Origin of the sequence: Bradyrhizobium nivariense, assembly GCF_029846695.2 — a bacterium.
GTDB lineage: Bacteria > Pseudomonadota > Alphaproteobacteria > Rhizobiales > Xanthobacteraceae > Bradyrhizobium.
Genome location: NZ_JARWCR020000096.1, coordinates 1 through 17,348, shown reverse-complemented (window position 1 = coordinate 17,348; position 17,348 = coordinate 1). Strand labels below are relative to the sequence as shown.

At 64.3% G+C, this 17,348-nt stretch carries 18 protein-coding genes; 7 read left to right on the top strand and 11 right to left on the bottom strand.

Annotation, left to right across the window (positions count from 1 at the left end):
• Positions 1-134: 134 nt before the first annotated feature.
• Positions 135-539, top strand: coding sequence for a DUF2946 domain-containing protein (locus QCM77_RS41700; protein ID WP_279668395.1), 405 nt, complete (start codon positions 135-137; stop codon positions 537-539).
• Positions 540-688: 149 nt separating this feature from the next.
• On the top strand, positions 689-3,055 hold the full coding sequence (locus QCM77_RS41695) for a TonB-dependent receptor (protein WP_280096652.1): 2,367 nt from the start codon (positions 689-691) through the stop codon (positions 3,053-3,055).
• A 222-nt stretch (positions 3,056-3,277) separates the two neighbouring features.
• Here the strand turns inward: QCM77_RS41695 and QCM77_RS41690 are convergent, their stop codons facing one another.
• The 7 genes from QCM77_RS41690 to QCM77_RS41660 form a co-directional block, all read right to left on the bottom strand.
• Complete coding sequence (locus QCM77_RS41690; RefSeq protein ID WP_279668398.1) at positions 3,278-4,174, bottom strand: LysR family transcriptional regulator; 897 nt, start codon at positions 4,172-4,174, stop codon at positions 3,278-3,280.
• 64 nt (positions 4,175-4,238) lie between these two features.
• A complete protein-coding gene (locus QCM77_RS41685; protein ID WP_279668400.1) occupies positions 4,239-4,928 on the bottom strand; it encodes an alpha/beta fold hydrolase in 690 nt (229 codons plus the stop codon).
• A 313-nt stretch (positions 4,929-5,241) separates the two neighbouring features.
• Positions 5,242-6,399: a hypothetical protein gene (locus tag QCM77_RS41680; protein WP_279668402.1), complete on the bottom strand. Its 1,158-nt coding sequence runs from the start codon at positions 6,397-6,399 to the stop codon at positions 5,242-5,244.
• 36 nt (positions 6,400-6,435) lie between these two features.
• Positions 6,436-7,182, bottom strand: coding sequence for a methyltransferase domain-containing protein (locus QCM77_RS41675; protein ID WP_280096651.1), 747 nt, complete (start codon positions 7,180-7,182; stop codon positions 6,436-6,438).
• Between the two features lie 37 nt (positions 7,183-7,219).
• A complete protein-coding gene (locus tag QCM77_RS41670) occupies positions 7,220-7,735 on the bottom strand; it encodes a GNAT family N-acetyltransferase (protein WP_279668406.1) in 516 nt (171 codons plus the stop codon).
• A gap of 125 nt (positions 7,736-7,860) precedes the next feature.
• Positions 7,861-8,808: a glycosyltransferase family 2 protein gene (locus tag QCM77_RS41665; protein ID WP_280096650.1), complete on the bottom strand. Its 948-nt coding sequence runs from the start codon at positions 8,806-8,808 to the stop codon at positions 7,861-7,863.
• 62 nt (positions 8,809-8,870) lie between these two features.
• Complete coding sequence (locus QCM77_RS41660) at positions 8,871-9,362, bottom strand: NUDIX domain-containing protein (protein ID WP_279668410.1); 492 nt, start codon at positions 9,360-9,362, stop codon at positions 8,871-8,873.
• A gap of 80 nt (positions 9,363-9,442) precedes the next feature.
• On the opposite strand from QCM77_RS41660, the gene QCM77_RS41655 reads away from it, so the two are divergent.
• Positions 9,443-10,324 (top strand): metallophosphoesterase family protein, encoded by an 882-nt coding sequence (locus QCM77_RS41655; RefSeq protein WP_280096649.1) that lies wholly within the window; start codon positions 9,443-9,445, stop codon positions 10,322-10,324.
• A 39-nt stretch (positions 10,325-10,363) separates the two neighbouring features.
• Here QCM77_RS41655 and QCM77_RS41650 read toward each other — a convergent pair whose 3' ends face one another.
• The 3 genes from QCM77_RS41650 to QCM77_RS41640 form a co-directional block, all read right to left on the bottom strand.
• Complete coding sequence (locus tag QCM77_RS41650; RefSeq protein WP_279668414.1) at positions 10,364-10,918, bottom strand: hypothetical protein; 555 nt, start codon at positions 10,916-10,918, stop codon at positions 10,364-10,366.
• 194 nt (positions 10,919-11,112) lie between these two features.
• A complete protein-coding gene (locus QCM77_RS41645; protein WP_008137787.1) occupies positions 11,113-11,322 on the bottom strand; it encodes a DUF4170 domain-containing protein in 210 nt (69 codons plus the stop codon).
• Positions 11,323-11,352: 30 nt separating this feature from the next.
• Positions 11,353-12,984, bottom strand: coding sequence for an isocitrate lyase (locus QCM77_RS41640; RefSeq protein WP_279668420.1), 1,632 nt, complete (start codon positions 12,982-12,984; stop codon positions 11,353-11,355).
• A gap of 231 nt (positions 12,985-13,215) precedes the next feature.
• On the opposite strand from QCM77_RS41640, the gene QCM77_RS41635 reads away from it, so the two are divergent.
• The gene (locus QCM77_RS41635) at positions 13,216-14,661 is read left to right on the top strand and encodes a helix-turn-helix domain-containing protein (RefSeq protein WP_279692747.1); all 1,446 of its coding nucleotides are present in this window, start codon (positions 13,216-13,218) and stop codon (positions 14,659-14,661) included.
• A gap of 174 nt (positions 14,662-14,835) precedes the next feature.
• Here QCM77_RS41635 and QCM77_RS41630 read toward each other — a convergent pair whose 3' ends face one another.
• Positions 14,836-15,132, bottom strand: coding sequence for an antibiotic biosynthesis monooxygenase (locus tag QCM77_RS41630; RefSeq protein ID WP_280096648.1), 297 nt, complete (start codon positions 15,130-15,132; stop codon positions 14,836-14,838).
• A gap of 223 nt (positions 15,133-15,355) precedes the next feature.
• On the opposite strand from QCM77_RS41630, the gene QCM77_RS41625 reads away from it, so the two are divergent.
• From QCM77_RS41625 to QCM77_RS41615, 3 genes are all read left to right on the top strand, one after another.
• Entirely contained in the window at positions 15,356-16,162 is an 807-nt protein-coding gene (locus tag QCM77_RS41625; protein WP_279668426.1) for a hypothetical protein, read from the top strand.
• 206 nt (positions 16,163-16,368) lie between these two features.
• Complete coding sequence (locus QCM77_RS41620; RefSeq protein WP_279668427.1) at positions 16,369-16,605, top strand: hypothetical protein; 237 nt, start codon at positions 16,369-16,371, stop codon at positions 16,603-16,605.
• A 161-nt stretch (positions 16,606-16,766) separates the two neighbouring features.
• Positions 16,767-17,114 carry a hypothetical protein gene (locus QCM77_RS41615; RefSeq protein ID WP_279692746.1) on the top strand — a complete coding sequence of 116 codons (348 nt, stop codon included), beginning with the start codon at positions 16,767-16,769 and terminating at the stop codon, positions 17,112-17,114.
• The last annotated feature ends 234 nt before the right edge of the window (positions 17,115-17,348 follow it).

The following is a 17,348-nucleotide window of genomic DNA, read 5'->3' as shown; positions in this document are numbered from 1 at the left end:
ACACAGATTGAGTCCAACTAACGTCGTTCGCCCGCCCTTAGTTGACATCCGCTGACCGATGCTGCGATGTTACACTATAACATCGTAGGAAGCCGAGGGGATTGGCGCCTCGCGATGTGGGGTGGCGTTTCCAGATGAAGTGGTTCCGGTCGAATATCAGGCACGGCGCCCGGCTCGCGATGTTCGCGATGCTGGTGCAGTTCGCGCTGACGTTCGGTCACAGCCATTGGTTCGCCCAGGCCGCTCCCCTCGCCCAAGCCTCGCTTCAGCAGACCGACGGCACCAACGGCGTTGCTTCGATCGACCGTGCCGCGGTCCAGAAGCAATCGCCCGCGGGCCCCGGCCGGGAGCAGCCGGGCGAGGACAATTGCGCGATCTGCGGATTGGTCGCGATGGCGGGCACCGTCATGTTCGCGGCGCCGCCTGTGCTGCTGCTGCCCCAGGCGATCGAGCTGCTCTACCGCACCACCGACGCTGAATTCAGCCATCTGAAATCGGCCGGCACGGCGTTCCAGCCGCGCGCCCCTCCAGCGTCCTGAGTTCGAACATCGCTTGATCACACCTGGGCTCGCCGCACGTCGGCGCATGCCCGGGAGAAGTTGAAGTCGAATTCCGTCGCGCAGCGACGGCAGGCCGCCTCCGATCAACAGATAATCATGCGGACGGCGCCTGACTGGGAATCATGACCATGTCATTTGAATTGCGACGCGCGCAGCGCCTTAGCGGAGCGAGCCTGCTCCTGCTCGCCGCCGCCGCCGCCCCGGCGCTGGCTCAGGACAAGCCGGCGTCCACCGAGATCCCCGCCGTCACCGTGACGGCGCCGAGCCCGATCGTGCGCAGAGCGGTGGTGCCGACCCGCAGCCCGGTCCGCACCACGCGAACCGCACGCGTGCGCGGTCAACAACGCGCGGCGGAAGCAACGCCCGCGGCAGCGGCGCCCGCCGCCGCACCTCAGCAGGGCGTGCTGCAGATCGTCACCAACCAGTTCGCCACCGTCACGGTGGTGCCGAACGAGGAGATCCGCCGCGAGGGCGGCGGACAGCTCGGCGACCTCCTGTTCTCAAAACCCGGCATCACCGGCTCGAGCTTTGCGCCCGGCGCCTCCAGCCGGCCGATCATCCGGGGCCTCGACGTCAACCGCGTCGGCATTATCGAGAACGGCGCCAATGCGAGCGGCGCCTCCGATCTCGGCGAGGATCATTTCGTCCCGATCGATACGCTCGCGACCAATCAGGTCGAGGTGGTGCGCGGGCCGGCCGCGCTGCGCTACGGCTCGACCTCGATCGGCGGCGTCGTCAGCGCCACCAACAACCGGATTCCGGATGCGCTGCCTAGCTGCGCTCCATCGTTCCAGACCTACGGCATGCCGACCAAGGCGCCACTTGCCGCGGCCGCGACTTCGCCTTGCGTCACCGCCGAGACGCGCTCCGCCTACAGCTCGGTCGATCGCGGCGTCGAGAGCGGCGTGCTGCTCGACACCGGCGGCGGCAATTTCGCGTTTCACGCCGACGTCTATGGTCGCAACACCACGGATTACAGCATCCCGAGCTATCCGTACCTCGCCGACCAGACGCGGTCCGTCGCGAACGGGCGCCAGCCCAATTCCGCAACCCGCGCGGACGGCGCCTCGATCGGCGGCTCCTACTTCTTCCAGGGCGGCTATATCGGCGCGGCGATCACGCAGACCGATTCGCTCTACCACATCCCCGGCATCGACGGCGCCGACCACAACACCCGCATCGACGGCCATCAGACCAAGATCACCGTCAAGGGCGAGTACCACCCCGACGCCGCCGCGATCGACGCCGTCCGCTTCTGGGCCGGCGCGACCGACTACCGGCACAACGAGATCGGGCTTGCCGATCCCGGCGATCCCAACACTGACGGCGTGCGGCAGACCTTCACCAACAAGGAGCAGGAGCTCCGTGTCGAGACCCAGCTGATGCCGTTCAACGCCCGTTTTGCCGAGGTGACGACCGCATTCGGCTTCCAGGCGGGCCACCAGGAACTGACGGCGCCGAGCCCGGATGATCCCGGCGCACTGTTCAACGGGTTGTGGGACCCGAACCGAAACTACCGCGTCGCCGGTTACGTCTTCAACGAGTTCAAGTTCAGCGAACAGACCAAGGCGCAGATCGCGGGCCGGATCGAACATGTCGAACTGCACGGGTCGACGCCCGATTTCCCGGCAGACTTCCTGCCCGACGGGACGCCGCAGACAAGCATCGTCCGCAATCCGTCCTTCACGCCGAAGAGCGGCAGCATCGGCCTGTTGCAGGACCTGCCGGGTGGCATGGTCGGCAGCATCACCGCACAATATATCGAGCGTGCGCCGAAGCCGGCCGAGCTGTTCTCACGCGGCCCGCATGACGCGACCGCGACGTTCGACATCGGCAATCCGAACCTCGCCATCGAGACTGCGAAGTCGGTCGAGGTCGGTTTGCGCAAGGCGACGGGACCGCTCCGCTTCGAGGCGACCGTCTTCTACACGCATTTCGACAACTTCATCTTTCGCCGCCTCACCGGCGTGATGTGCGACGGCGACTTTGACTCATGCGGCACGCCGGGGGCCGAACTGAACCAGGCGGTCTATTCGCAACGCAATGCGAATTTCCGCGGCGGCGAATTCCAGTCGCAGCTCGACGTCGGTGCGTTCCAGGGCGGCATCTGGGGCATCGAGAACCAGTTCGACGTGGTGCGCGCCACCTTTACCGATGGCACCAACGTGCCGCGCATTCCGCCGGTGCGGGTGGGCGGCGGCGTGTTCTGGCGCGACGACAACTGGCTGATGCGCGTCAACCTCTTGCACGCCTTCGCGCAGAACGACGTCGCCGTAATCGCGGAGACGCCGACGGCAGGCTACAACCTGCTAAAGGCGGAGGTCAGCTACAAGACCAAGCTCAACCCGAATGCATTCGGCGCGCGCGAGATGCTGGTCGGCCTCGTCGGCAACAATCTGCTGAACGAGAATATCCGCAATTCGGTGTCCTACAACAAGGACGAAGTCTTGATGCCGGGCATCGGCGTCAGGGCGTTCGCCAACTTCAAGTTCTGATCTCGCGCCGGCCGGGGCCAATGGCCCCGGCCGGCGTCGCAGACTGAGGCGCAATGCCGCGACGGCCTTCGGCAGAGCTGAAATACGACACCTCGCGCACTCCGCGATCAGCGGCCTTGCCCGGATGCAGCGAAAGCGAAATGCGGAAATGCGGAATAGTGCATCTGCAGCGACAGGTTTCCCGGACTGCGCTTTCACTCCATCGGGCCGAACTTAGCGGCCCTACGTGACTGCCGCCGAGCCGGCCTCCGCGGCGCCTGCGCGCATCGAGGTGAGAAAACGCCCGATCAGCGCGCCTGCGGCCTCGCGCGGCCACGCCAGACTGAATTCGACCTGAGCGTTCGGCTCTTCGACGCTCCTGAAGACCACGCCGGGAAAGCTGACCTCCGCCTGGCTCTGCTGCGCAAGCGTGACGCCGAAACCTGCGGCGACAAGGCTGAAGACCGTCTGCTTGCCGGCCGGCTGAGCCTGGAACGGCACGCCTATCCCGATCATCGAGGCGTAGAACTCGCGCATGGCGTGGCTCTGCGGCCATTCCTGCACGTAGATCGTCTCGTCGCGCAGATCGGACCATCGCAAGCTATCGCGGCCGGCGAGAGCATGATCCTGCGGCACGGCAGCCACCATCCGCTCGCGATAGAGCGGCTCCATCACGATCCTCGGCCATGGCGCAAAACTCGGCACCAGCGCCACGTCGATCCGGCGCGCGGTGAGCTCGGCATAGATATCATGGTCGGACAGTTCGTGGATGATGAGCCGAATGCCCGGATGATCCCGGCGCCAACGCGCGAGCATGCTGCGCAGCGGCTCGCCGAGCGGCGGAGAGCGCACGCCCAGCCTGAGCTCTCCGGTTGCCCCGCGCGCGGCGCCGTCGGCGGCTTGCGTCACCGCCGCAAGGCTCGCCAGCATCCGCTTGGTTTCCGCGAAGACCGATGCCGCCCCCGGCGTCAGCACGACACCGCGCCGGCTCCGTTCGAACAGGGTCAGCCCGAGATCGTCCTCCAGTGTGCTGACGCTTCGCGTCAGGGTCGACGGCGTGATGCCTAGCCGCTCGGCCGCCGCGTTGAAGCTGCCGTGATCCGCCACCGCGACGAAGTATTTCAGCGCTACCAGTTGCATTGGTGGATCACGGTGGGAGAGCTTCGGCTTCGGAAGGACCGCACGCCTGTACGCGGCGCCGCCACTATCCGGTAATGGATGCGGCGGCGTTTGCGATGAACTCCGCGACGGCCTCGGGCTGGGAGAGCATCGGCACGTGCGAGCTCTGGAGCACGAGCGTCTCGGCGCCCATGCGGCTCGCCGAGTCCCGCTGCACCTCCGGCGGAATCGTCTCGTCGCGTGCCGCCACGATGTACCACGAAGGCTTCGAGCGCCAGGCCGCCTTGGAGACCGCGTCGCCGAAACATTTGACCGCAAGCGGACCCTGCGTCGCGTAGACGATGTCGGCTTCGTCGGCCGGGATGTCCTGGACGAAGTGCTTGCGGACCCCGTCCCGCGTCAGAGCCACATAGCCTTCGCCATAGGGCCTGATCTCGGCCGCTCCGGGCGCCGGCTTGTAGGGCTTCCACCACGCATCGAACGACTGACCGCTGTCCGGCGCGCCAGCAGCGACGTAAACGAGACCTTTGACCTTGGGATGATTGCCGGCCTCGGTGATGACAGCCCCGCCCCAGGAGTGTCCGACCATGAGCACCGGCCCTTCCTGCATGTCCACGACCCGGTGAGTGGCGACGACGTCATCGGCAAGCGAGCTCAGAGGATTTTGGACGGCGAGAGCCTTCAGCCCGCGCTTGGTGAGAAGAGGAATGACCTTGGCCCAGCAAGAGCCATCCGCGAAAGCTCCATGCACCAGCACGACGGTCCCGATTGCCATGATACGTCTCCCTTTCCTTCGATTCGGATGAGCCGGATTCGCGTCCCTCACGGAGCTACACGGCCGCGCACATCATCAGGTGTTGTCGCGCCGTCGTCATCCCGTCAGTGAAGCAACATCTGTTGCCTGTGAGACAATATCGTTCGAGCTTGGCTGGTGAAGCTGTCCAAGCACAGTCGCCGAGCTTTTTCGTGCGAACGGACAAAAGGAGCGGGAAGACGAAAGGCTGCGGCGTAGGCCGGATGGAGCCCAGCGTAATGCGGACTCTCTCGATCATGCTCAAGCAAGCCGAAGCGTGATGACTAGCCTGACTTCATCGCGCTTTGGCTAAAGCGGCCGCTTCGGGGGCATCCTCTGCCGCCTCCTGAAACAGGACGGCAAACAGCAGGCTCCACAGTGTCAGGAGAGAAATGGGGATCGTGTAGTATGGCGTCGCGATCGGATAGGTGAAGAAGAAGGCGAGATTGAGCGCCAGATTGGCCATCGTGAGCTGCGCGACACGGTGAGCGCCATTCGCCTGCCGCAACAGCCAGATCGAGCCTGCAATTCCGATGACGATCAGCAAGGTCTGGAGCGGGTCGGCGAGATAGTCCCGGACCACTGTGAACGAAAAATCCAGCGGCCTGACATCGGGGTTGTTGCCGTAGGTCGACGCGAACGGACTGCCGGCGTTGACGACGTAAGAGACGATGGTCGGTATCACTCCGGCCAGCAACGCGACGCCGAACACGGCCCCCTGCAAGAACCGGGACATCGTCCGTTCCGCAAGGAATGCGACAAGGAGAAACATCCCATAGCCGGACGCCAGGAAGAGGTTGGCCAACCGAAAATCGACGGTCAATCCGAGCAGGAAGCCGATTGGCGCCAGCAGCCAGATCCTCGGTTGAGATCGCGGGCTCGCCAGCCATCGCGCCGTGAGACATCCTGCGAGCGCGCACACGACGACCGTCGGAGCCATCGAATAGCTCGCCTTGACCGGATTGACCATCAGGTAGATCGCAAGACAGCCGAACGTTCCGGCCATCAGAACCGATCTCGTGCTGCGCGCGAGAGAAAGGGCGAATAGCGCGAAGCCGAGGACGACTACGGTCGCCAGCATGTACATGGGCACGACCTGGTGACCCGGCGGAAACAACGCCAACACGAGGCCGACGCCCGGCGGATATTGGATGACGACCTTCCCCGTGGCCGGCATCAAGTTGTGACAGGGCGCAGCGGTTGTATCGTCCCAGTTCGGGTAGCCGATCTCCTTCAGCCTTGCTTTCAGATAGCCATCGTCGTCGCGGGTGAGGCTCGTGTCGAAGCCCCCCACCAGCCCGAGCCTCTGGAACAGATGCGCCTGCCGCAGGTAGCAGATGTCGTCATAGACGCCGCGAGCTTCATTCCATCGCAACATAGTCCAGAAATGGCCGACCAGCACCGCGAGAAACAAGACGGCGAAGACGGCTTTGCTCGTATGGATATTCTTCATCGGGATCATGCTGCGGCGGGAGGCGCCGGCGCTGCTTTAGCGGAATGCGAGATAGAGATTGGACGATAGCGGGCCGAGCAACAAACCGGTGTAGCCCACTGCGGCGGACTTGACGATCTCGGACTTGACGATCTCGGACTTGACGATCTCGGACTTGGCGATCTCGGACTTGGCGATCCCGGACTTGGCGACCAGCGCGGCGAGCCGCAGCAGCCGTTTTCGCGTCATCAGGATCAGGTTCTGCTCGTCGGTCCATTCCGACTTGCCGGCGATCATGCAGGCGATCCTGAAGGTGCCGTCCAGATAGTGCGCCAACGGGATGGCCGTGTGGTGCTCGACCGGAAAGAACCTGTTGGGCACCGTGATGAACACCCGCCTCGCAACGCGGCAAAGCTCCTTGACCAGAAGCACCTGATTTCCGTGGCTGCCGGTATGCTCGAGCACAGCATTGGACGTCGCAACGTCGAACGCATTGTCGTCAAACGGCAGCCGTGTATTCGGTTCGATCTGCACGTAACGGCAAAGCGGAAAAGCCGCCTTGAACCCTATTCCTTCGCCGAGCCCACAGGCCGTGATCTTGTGCTGATGTGGGTAGCTTCTTTCCAGCACGTTTGCGCCGTCGTTGATCACGTCGGATACGCCGACATCCAGGATCTCGTCCGACCCAGACGGCTGCATCTGGGCGATGAAATCCTGGAATATGCGGTCGCGCGCCGCGATCAGCAGCTTTTCCGCCGTGTTCCCGGACGCCACTTCCCGGTAATATTGCTGATCGACCGGCACTGCCCTACCTTCATGTGAGCTTCGAAGCGATGGCGCGTCAGGTTCGCGTCTTGCTCCAGTCGGGACCGACCGGCCCCGATACGCCTTCGAACGCGCCCTCGACGAGCTCGACGACGAGGAGCCGGCTGTAATCGACCGGGCCCGGCATCGTGACGCGTCCCTTCGGCACCGGCTTGAAGCCGACGCGGCTGTAATAGGGCTCGTCGCCGACCAGAAGCACCAGGCGATGGCCCTGCGCCTTCGCGTCTTTCAGAGCGCGCTCGAGCAGCAGCCGGCCGACGCCGCGGCCGCGGAACGGAGGCTCGACCGTCAGGGGCCCGAGCAGCAGTGCCGTCGTGTCGCCGACGCAGATCGGCAATTGCCGTACGGATCCGACCAGCAACGTACCGACACGGGCGGTGAAGGACAGCTCGAGCACGTGATCCACATGCTCGCGGATGCGGTACGCGCTGAGCACAAAGCGGCCAGGTCCGAAGGTGCGTTCGTGCAGCCGCTCGATCGCGTGAGCATCGCCGGCGGATTCCGACAGGATGGTAAGTGAGAGATCGTTCATCGCGTCACAGCATCTTCAGGCGGGAGTCATGGATTCGCGTCGGGAAAACGCGTCAGGCGGCGTCGGCGGGATATCACCTCGGAGGGCAACGGTCCATTGGATTGCGCCCGGCCCCAGAGGCAATTTCAGTTCCTCCTGAGCGGCGGTTGGGACAGGTAGGCGAGCATCTTCATTTCCCGGCGGCCGCGCGTCACGGTGTCGAGCACGAGCCCCGACGAAGCCGAAAGCAGCGCCATGATCATCAGGCCCATGGAGAGCACGGCGGTCGGCAGGCGCGGTACGAGGCCGGTTTCGAGGAAGGTGATCACGACGGGCAGCCCGAAAGCGATCGACAGCAGCGCGAGGACGACGCCGATCGCCGAAAAGAAGCGCAGCGGCCGCTCCGACCGGTTGAGCTTCAGCATCGTGTTGAAGATGCGCAACCCATCCTGCCAGGTATTGAGCTTGGAGAAGGAGCCTTCCGGGCGCGCGTAATAGGGCGTCTCGACCTCGGCGACCGGCAGCGACAATTCCAGCGCATAGACCGCAAACTCGGTCTCGATCTCGAAACCGCCGGACAGGACGGGGAAGGATTTGACGAAGCGGCGCGAGAACACGCGGTAACCGGACAGTATGTCCCTGAAGGCGTGGCCGAAGGTCGATGCCAGGAAACCGGTAAACAGCCGATTGCCGATGCGATGACCGCGCCGGTAGGCCGCTTGCGATTGATCGACACGCAGACCCACAACCATATCCAGATGCTCGTCGAGGAGCTCGTCGATCATGCGCGACACGCTCGGCGCGTCGTAGGTGGCATCGCCATCGACGAGCACGTAGATGTCGGCCTCGATGTCCGCGAACATGCGGCGCACGACGTGGCCTTTGCCCTGGCGCCGTTCGCTGTGCACGATCGCTCCGGCCTCGCGCGCGATCGCCGCGGTACGGTCGGTCGAGTTGTTGTCGTACACGTAGATCTCGGCCGCAGGCAATGCCTTGCGGAAATCGGCGACGACCGTCGCGACGGCGGCTTCCTCATTGTAGCAGGGAACCAGCACGGCGACCCGAAATGGCCATGACCTCGTCGATTCAGACAATCTTCATCCCCCGTCCATGCGCCGAGACCGCAGACGCGGCGATTTACTAGCACAGGCAGCCCTCACCGCCACGTCGCAATCAAGGGCTTGCCGTCCAGCACTTCCGCAATCCGCAACCGCGTGCCGTGCGTGGTCCCCTCGGGCAGCGCCGTGATCGCGAAGAACCCGCATTCGACGATCTCGTGGTTGGGCGCGGGCAAGCGATCCTGCTTGAACTGCCTGACGACGTAGACCGCGACATGGTCGCGGCGGGAGACGTGGCTGTTGAGAAAGATGCCGTGCAGCACGGCGTCGCCGGTGAGATCGATATCCCCCTCCTCCTTGAGCTCGCGCCGCATCGCCTGCTCCATGGTCTCGCCGAGATCGACGCCACCGCCGGGCAGATACCAGCCGGTGATGTAGCTGTGCCTGACCAGGAATACCCTGGTGTCGGCATCCAGCACCACGGCGCGGACGCCGAGCGTCATGCCGCGGACGAGCAGGAAATAGGCGTGGAAGATTCGCCGCAGCAGCGGCTCGAATGTCCGTCGGACGCTATTGAGACGATCCCCCATCAGGCTCCCTTGACCCCCCGCTTGCACGTAGCCTGCGACCTTGCCATTACAGCGGGCGAATAGCGAGGCAATCGCGCGCCATGGCCCCCTTCACGCTCGCCCATCTGTCCGACCCGCATCTGCCGCCGCTGCCGAAGCCGCGGTTGATCGAGCTCGCCAGCAAGCGCGCGCTCGGCTACGTCAACTGGACGCGCAACCGTCACAAGTACCAGCGCCGCGAGGTGCTCGACGCACTCGTCGCCGACATGAAGGCGCAAAGCCCCGACCACATCGCGGTCACAGGCGATCTCGTCAACCTCGCGCTGGAGGCAGAGTTCGCGCCGGCGCGCGCCTGGCTCGACGGCGTCGGTCCACCCGACCGCGTCACCACGATTCCCGGCAATCACGACGCCTATGTCCGCGCCACCTCTCTTCGCTTCGGCGAAACCTTTGCGCCCTATCTTGCGGGCGACGACGGCCGCATCGGCTTTCCTGCCGTGCGCCGGCGCGGGCCGCTCGCACTGATCAGCCTGTCCACGGCGGTGCCGACCTTGCCGTTGATGGCGACAGGCACCCTCGGACGCGATCAGCTCACGTCGCTCGAACAGGTGCTCGAGCGGCTCGCGGCCGAAGACGTCTTTCGCGTGCTGCTGGTGCATCATCCGCTGAAGTCCGGCGCGCGCCACAAGCGGATGACCGACTCGGCCGGGCTGCTGGCGCTTTTGCAACGCCATGGCGTCGAGCTGATCCTGCACGGGCACGACCACATTCATTCGACGATGTGGTTCGAGGGGCCCAACGGCAACATTCCCGCGATCGGCGTGCCGTCGGCCTCCGCGCTCGCGCACGGGCACTATCCGGCCGCGGCCTATAATCTGTTCACGATCGAGAAGGACAATGCCGGCTGGCGTTGCGAGCAGACGGTGCGGAGCGTGGGGGCTGGATTTCAGATCGGGCAGATCAAGCATGTAAGGTTGTTTTGAGGCCGCCCGTCATTGCTCGTAGTAACGACAGAGAACGTCTCACCAGCTCCGCAGGGCCGCGAGCACGGCAACCCCGAACAGCGCGGCGGCGCCGAGCACAAATCCGAGCACGAACGGCCAGACGCGCGAGCGGCGCGGCCGCGGCGCGACCTCGGGCTTCGGCTCGGGCGGGACCACCATCGCATGCTCGCGCTCGATCATGCGGCGCGCGACGTAATCAGTCACGGCCTCGACGATGACAGCGGTGTCGTGAGATTCGGCGAGCACGATGCGGCCGAAGCGGGTGTCCTGCACGAAGCGGTACATCCGCTTGTCGCGGCCCATCACGATGTGCGCGACGACGTCGATCCAGAGCCTGGGCGTATCGCCCTGGCTGATGCCGCGGTCAAACAGGTCGATCTGCTCCGGCACCTGCGCGAACAGGGGATCGAGCGCGTCGTTGAGGATCTCGAGCCGCGCCACCTCGGCATCGCGCAAATCGACGACGACGCCGGTCCGGTCCGCGGCCTCGATCCGCGCCCGCAACAGCGCATCGCGCAGCCGCACCGGGCGCGGCTGACTGGGATGGGTCCCGCTGGTCTCGGGCTCTGACATTGGCGGCCTCGTCCTCACCTGGCCGCATTAACCTATCAGCAACCAAAGTGTCCGCAAAGGCCCTACAATTCCAGTTACTTACGGCGCCCACAATTCCTTCACCTGTGCCAAAAACAGACGATCCCACCCGGCTTGCGCCGGATGGGACCATCCGTCCTTGGACGTCTTCTTAATTCATGCCTGCGGCAATGCCGTCAGGCCGAGACCCGCGACGGCTCTTCCACGATCGAGAATCGGACGCCGGCCTTGTGGCGGTTCTCTTCCGAGACCGAGCGCCAGGCGTCCTCGGCCTCCTTGCGGGTCTTGAACGGACCCTGCACCTGGGCCGAGCCTTCCACGAGCTTGTGGAAGTTCATCGAACCGAACTCGCCGCCGATCACCCAGAAATTGCTGCCTTTGGTCATTGTCAGTCTCCTGTTTGGTAGGGTGATGCGTTAGCCGAACTGGTTCATCGTGTTGTGGGCACCGCCCGCCTTCAGGGCAGCCTCCCCGGCGAAGTACTCCTTGTGGTCGTCGCCGATGTCGGAGCCGGCCATGTTCTGATGCTTGGCGCAGGCGATACCCTGGCGGATCTCGGCGCGCTGGACGTTCTTGACATAGCCGAGCATGCCCTGGTCGCCGAAATATTCCCTCGCCAGATTGTCGGTCGAGAGCGCCGCCGTGTGGTAGGTCGGCAACGTGATCAGGTGATGGAAGATGCCGGCGCGCTTGGCCGAGTCCGCCTGGAAGGTACGGATGCGCTCGTCGGCTTCCTTCGCCAGCGGCGTATCGTCGTATTCCGGCTTCATCAGCTCGGCCCGATTGTACTTGCTGACATCCTTGCCCGCTTCCTTCATCGCGTCGTAGATCTGCCAGCGGAAGTTGAGCGTCCAGTTGAACGAGGGCGAGTTGTTGTAGGCCAGCTTCGCGTTCGGGACGACCTCGCGAATGCGGTCGACCATCTTGGCGATCTGCTCGATATGCGGCTTCTCGGTCTCGATCCACAGCAGGTCCGCACCGTTCTGCAACGAGGTGATGCTGTCGAGCACGCAGCGGTCTTCGCCGGTGCCCGGCCGGAACTGATAGAGATTGGAGGGCAGCCGCTTCGGACGCATCATCTTGCCGTTGCGGTTGATGATAACGTCGCCGTTGCGGGCGTTCTCCGCGGTCACTTCCTCGCAATCCAGGAAGCTGTTGTACTGGTCGCCGAGGTCGCCGGGCTTGTGGCTGACCGCGATCTGCTGCGTCAGGCCGGCACCGAGCGAGTCGGTGCGGGTCACCACGACGCCGTCTTCGACGCCGAGTTCGAGGAAGGCGTGGCGGCAGGCCCGGATCTTGGCCAGGAACACCTCGTGCGGCACGGTGACCTTGCCGTCCTGGTGGCCGCACTGCTTCTCGTCCGAGACCTGGTTCTCGATCTGGAGCGCGCAGGCACCCGCCTCGATCATCTTCTTGGCGAGCAGATAGGTCGCCTCCGCATTGCCGAAGCCGGCGTCGATGTCGGCGATGACGGGCACGACATGGGTCTGGAAGCCGTCGATCTTCTCGATCAGCGCCTTTTCCTTCGCCTTGTCGCCTTCCTTGCGGGCGGCATCCAGGCTGCGGAAGATGTCGTTCAGCTCGCGCGAGTCGGCCTGACGCAGGAAGGTGTAGAGCTCTTCGATGAGTGCCGGCACCGAGGTCTTCTCGTGCATCGACTGGTCCGGCAGCGGACCGAACTCGGAGCGCAGCGCCGCGATCATCCAGCCGGACAGGTACAGGTAGGTGCGATCGGTCTTGCCAAAGTGCTTCTTGACCGAGATCAGCTTCTGCTGGGCGATGAAGCCATGCCAGCAGCCCAGCGACTGGGTGTACTTGGTGGGATCAGCGTCATAGGCGGCCATGTCGGCCCGCATCAGCGCCGCGGTGTAGCGGGCGACGTCGAGGCCGGTCTTGAACCGGTTCTGCAGGCGCATGCGGGCGACAGCCTCGGCCGACACCCCGTTCCAGGTCGGCTGGGTCTCGAGAAGCGACTGGGCCGCCTCGATCTCGCTCTGATACGAGGACGGTCCCTGGAGGGTGCTGATGCCACGGGGCTGGTAGTTCATGTGCCTGATCCTTTCGCTGACGATGGCGATCGATAGGCCACCGACATTCTTGACAATGCATTGCGAGATGCGTGTCAGAAGCTAAACGCGAGAAAGCAAAGCTCGTACAGGTGGCTTGTGTACGAATGGTGATGTCATGTAACATCAGAACATGTAATAGATGTTATTTTGTAAGCTTTGTAAATAATATAGGTTAGCTAAACTGTCCTTGATGCCTTTGGAGACCTGAAAATGCCCGCCGGTTCCAGCAAGAAACTCTTCGTCGGCCCGCGCTTCCGGCGGATTCGGCAGCAATTGGGGCTGTCGCAGACCCAGATCGCCGAAGGGCTCGGGATCTCGCCGAGCTATGTCAATCTGATCGAGCGCAACCAGCGTCCGGTGACGGCCCAGATCCTGCTGCGGCTGGCCGAGACCTATGACCTCGACCTGCGCGACCTCGCGACCGCCGACGAGGACCGCTTCTTTGCCGAGCTCAACGAGATCTTCTCCGACCCGCTGTTCCGCCAGATCGACGTGCCCAAGCAGGAGCTGCGCGACCTCGCCGAGCTCTGCCCCGGCGTCACCCACGCGCTGCAGCGGCTCTACGCCGCGTATGCAGAGGCCCGGCAGGGCGAGACGCTCGCCGCGGCACAGATGGCCGACCGCGATGTCGGCACGCGCTATGAGGCCAATCCGGTCGAACGCGTCCGCGAACTGATCGAGGCCAACCGCAACTATTTCCCGGAACTCGAGCAGGCCGCCGAAACCTTGCGCGATGAATTGGACGTGCCGGCCGAAGGGCTCTATGCCGCGCTCGCGGCACGGCTGCGCGAAAAGCATTCGATCCAGACCCGCATCATGCCGGTCGACGTGATGCGCGAGACGCTGCGGCGCTTCGATCGCCATCGTCGCCAACTGCTGATCTCCGAGCTGGTCGATCCGCCCGGCCGCGCGTTCCAGCTCGCCTTCCAGCTGGGCTTAAGCGAATGCGCACAGCATCTGGAAACCATCATCGGCCGCGCCGGCCCGCTGGACGACACACCGCGCCGCCTGTTCCGCATCACGCTCGGCAACTATTTTGCGGCGGCCGTGATGATGCCCTACCCGGCTTTCCTGGCCGCCGCCGAAGCGCTCAACTACGACATCCACCTGTTGGCGCAGCGTTTCAATTCCGGCTTCGAGCAGGTCTGCCATCGCCTCACCACCCTGCAGCGGCCGAACGCGCGCGGCATTCCGTTCTTCCTGTTGCGTGTCGACAATGCCGGCAACGTCTCGAAGCGATTTTCATCGGGCACGTTCCCGTTCTCGAAATTCGGCGGCACCTGTCCGTTGTGGAACGTGCACTCGACCTTCGACACGCCGGATCGCCTGCTCAAGCAGGTGATCGAGCTGCCCGACGGCACGCGCTATTTCTCGATCGCGCAGATGGTGCGCCGCCCCGTCGCACCGCATCCGCTGCCGCAGCCGCGCTTCGCCATCGGCCTCGGCTGCGAGATCCGTCACGCCGCACGCCTCGTCTACGCTGCCGGCATCGATTTGGAGAAAACGGAGGGAACGCCGATCGGCGTCAACTGCCGCCTCTGCGAGCGGGAAAACTGCGCCCAGCGCGCCGAGCCGCCGATCACGCGCACGCTGATCCTGGACGAGACGACGCGGCGCGTGAGTTCGTTTGCATTCTCGAATGCACGAGAGCTGTAAGGCACGCGCGTTTGGCAGAAAGCGCACGCCACCCACCGCTGTCGCCCGCGAAGGCGGGCGATCCAGTACTCCGCGGCGGCTGTGATTGAGCCGAGACGCCGCGGAGTACTGGATGCCCCGCCTTCGCGGGGCATGACAGTTGAGAATGGAGCACTAACGCGCCCCGCCTAACACCTACGCCAGCGTATGCACGATCACCGGTCCCGCGGCGGCGCTCGCGTGTCCGGCGAGCAGCGGGCCCAGATCCTTCTCGATCCAGGCGATCGCACGCCGGTTCGCCTCCTCCGCCTGCTCGAACTTGTCAAAGATCGAAATCGCTGTGACCGTGTCGTCGCCGGCATAGACGACGTAATAGGCCCTGAAGCCGTCGACGTCGCTGATGATCGGAGGCGCCGTCCTTGATGCGGCGCGCCAGCTCTTCCGCGCTCCCGCTTTTCGCCTTGGCCTGACGGATGGCGGCGTACATGGCATCCTCCTTCCGGCTACTGATGTGGGCTTGGTGCCCGGTTTCGATCCTACGCCGAAGCGCAGACCCGGGATACCTCCTTGGTTAACCTCGGACTAACCCGCCCCTAACGGTCTGCAACCAACGGTTAAGCACGCCTCAACATCGCTGCCCTAGTCTCGCCCCACTCACTTTTCGCAAACAACGATGGCCTAGTCTGCCGCGTCAAGTGACATCAGGGGGTTCATCATGCGCATTGCGTTGCTGCTGACCGCGACCATTGTCGGCGCGCTTTTCGCCACTCCATCCAATGCCGGACCGCTCGATGCGTCCACCGGGGCGGCGCAGGCGTTGCCGCCGGGCTTCCAGAGCTACCGCGGCTACATGTTCGACCTGTCGGAGAATTCCGACCGCAAGGATGTCGACAAGCTCACCGACAATGTGAAGAGCCAGATCGACGTGGTCGAGGCTGCCGGCCTCTCGCCGCGCGTGCTGCGCTTTTTCCGCACCGTCCCGATCATTGCCAGCGAGCTCGCCTGCCTCGACGAAGGCGCCGCGACCGCGTGCTACGGCCGGGTCGCCCCGAACGTCGAGCGCAGCGTGCCGCGGACGCTGACGGTGTGGGATCATGCCACGCAGCGCTGGACCAATCCCAATGCCGTCGACCTCGCGGTCGATTCGGGGCTTGGCGTGATCATGCTGCGGCCGGACATGATGCGTTACGAGAAGGAGGCCGTGCTGCTGCACGAGCTCCTGCATGCCTACCACGCGCGACTGTTGCCGGACGGCTACGCCAACAAGGGCGTGATCGGCTATTACGCCTATGCCAAGTCCAAGGACCTCCTGCCCAAGGAAGCCTATGCGCTGAAGAATCACATGGAGTTCTTCGCGGTGACCGCCAGCATCTTCCTGGCCGGGAAGAGCGAATTCCACGACCCGAAGTCGCGCGAGACGCTCAAGGAGAAATTGCCGGACTATTACAAATATCTGGTCGGCGTGTTCGGCTTCGACCCCGATCCGGCAGCGTCGAGCGGCCCGGTCGCCTCGCTGAAGTAAGGCAGACATAGCGCGCCTGCGCCGAACACACCAAGGGCCGCGTCAACAACGCGGCCCTGTTCTTTCAAGCTGGAGATTGGCGATCGCGGTGTCGGCAAGCCTTGCTCAGGGCCGCGTGACAGACAGCACAGTAGATCGAGGAAGTATCGGGCATCGTCAGGTCATGGGGGCTGCATCGGGTAGCCTCAAGTGGAAAGATGCCAATCATGACAAAGCTCACCTTCTCCGCCATCGCCGCCCTCGTCACCGTCACGACGCTCGTCGGCTCCGCCCAGATCTCCCCTGTAGCTGCCGGTGGCCTGGACTGGCTCGGTAACGACAATTACGTGCGCTGCCTCAAATATGTCAGCTCGCTCGCCCATGGCGATGCCGCTGCCTACGACCGCGGCCGCAGGACCTGCAATCGGCAATACTACCCCGGCCATCCCGGCTACGATTACTGAACGGCCAGGACGGACTGGACGAAGAGCCGCGCGAACCGCGCGGCTTTTTTGTTTTGTAAGCCGGAAGCTGCGGATGACGCGCGGCCGGGAATTGCCAAGGCGGGGCTCGATCTGCATAGTCCCGCCCGCATCGATATTGTTTTCGAAGAGGATAGAACAACATGGCGGACGCCGACCTGGATGTCGTGATCCGGCAACTGGCCAGACAGCTGCATACGGGCCTGATGACCCGCGCCAAGGAGCGGCGGGATCGATTCAACGGCCTTGCGGCCAAGGCCAAGGGCAAGGAGACCGGCGACCGCTTCAAGATGATGGCCAAGGCCACCATGGAGCAGGCCATTGCCGCCGCCAAGCGCCTGCAGATGTCCGCCGACAACGTCGCCGACAGCTATGCGCGGTCGATTCGGATCGCCGCCAGCACGCCGGTGGCGGCGAAGGTGGAGAAGAAGGCCGCTAAGGAAAAGCCGGTGAAGAAGGCGAAGAAGGCCAAAGCCAAGAAGGCGAAGTAAGCGCGAATCGCGCGCTTCACCTCGCCCCGCTTGCGGGGAGAGGTCGGATCGCTCTTGCGATCCGGGTGAGGGGGTACAGATACCGCGACGGTCGCGCGTGTGGATAGAGCCCCTCACCCCAACCCTCATCTGCGCTAGGTTAGTCGTGCGCGGAGATTGTCGTGTTGTTTTTGGCGCCGTCGCGGTGGTTCGCAGAGGTGGCGGCGGGTTCGGCTGAAGAGATTACGGACAGCC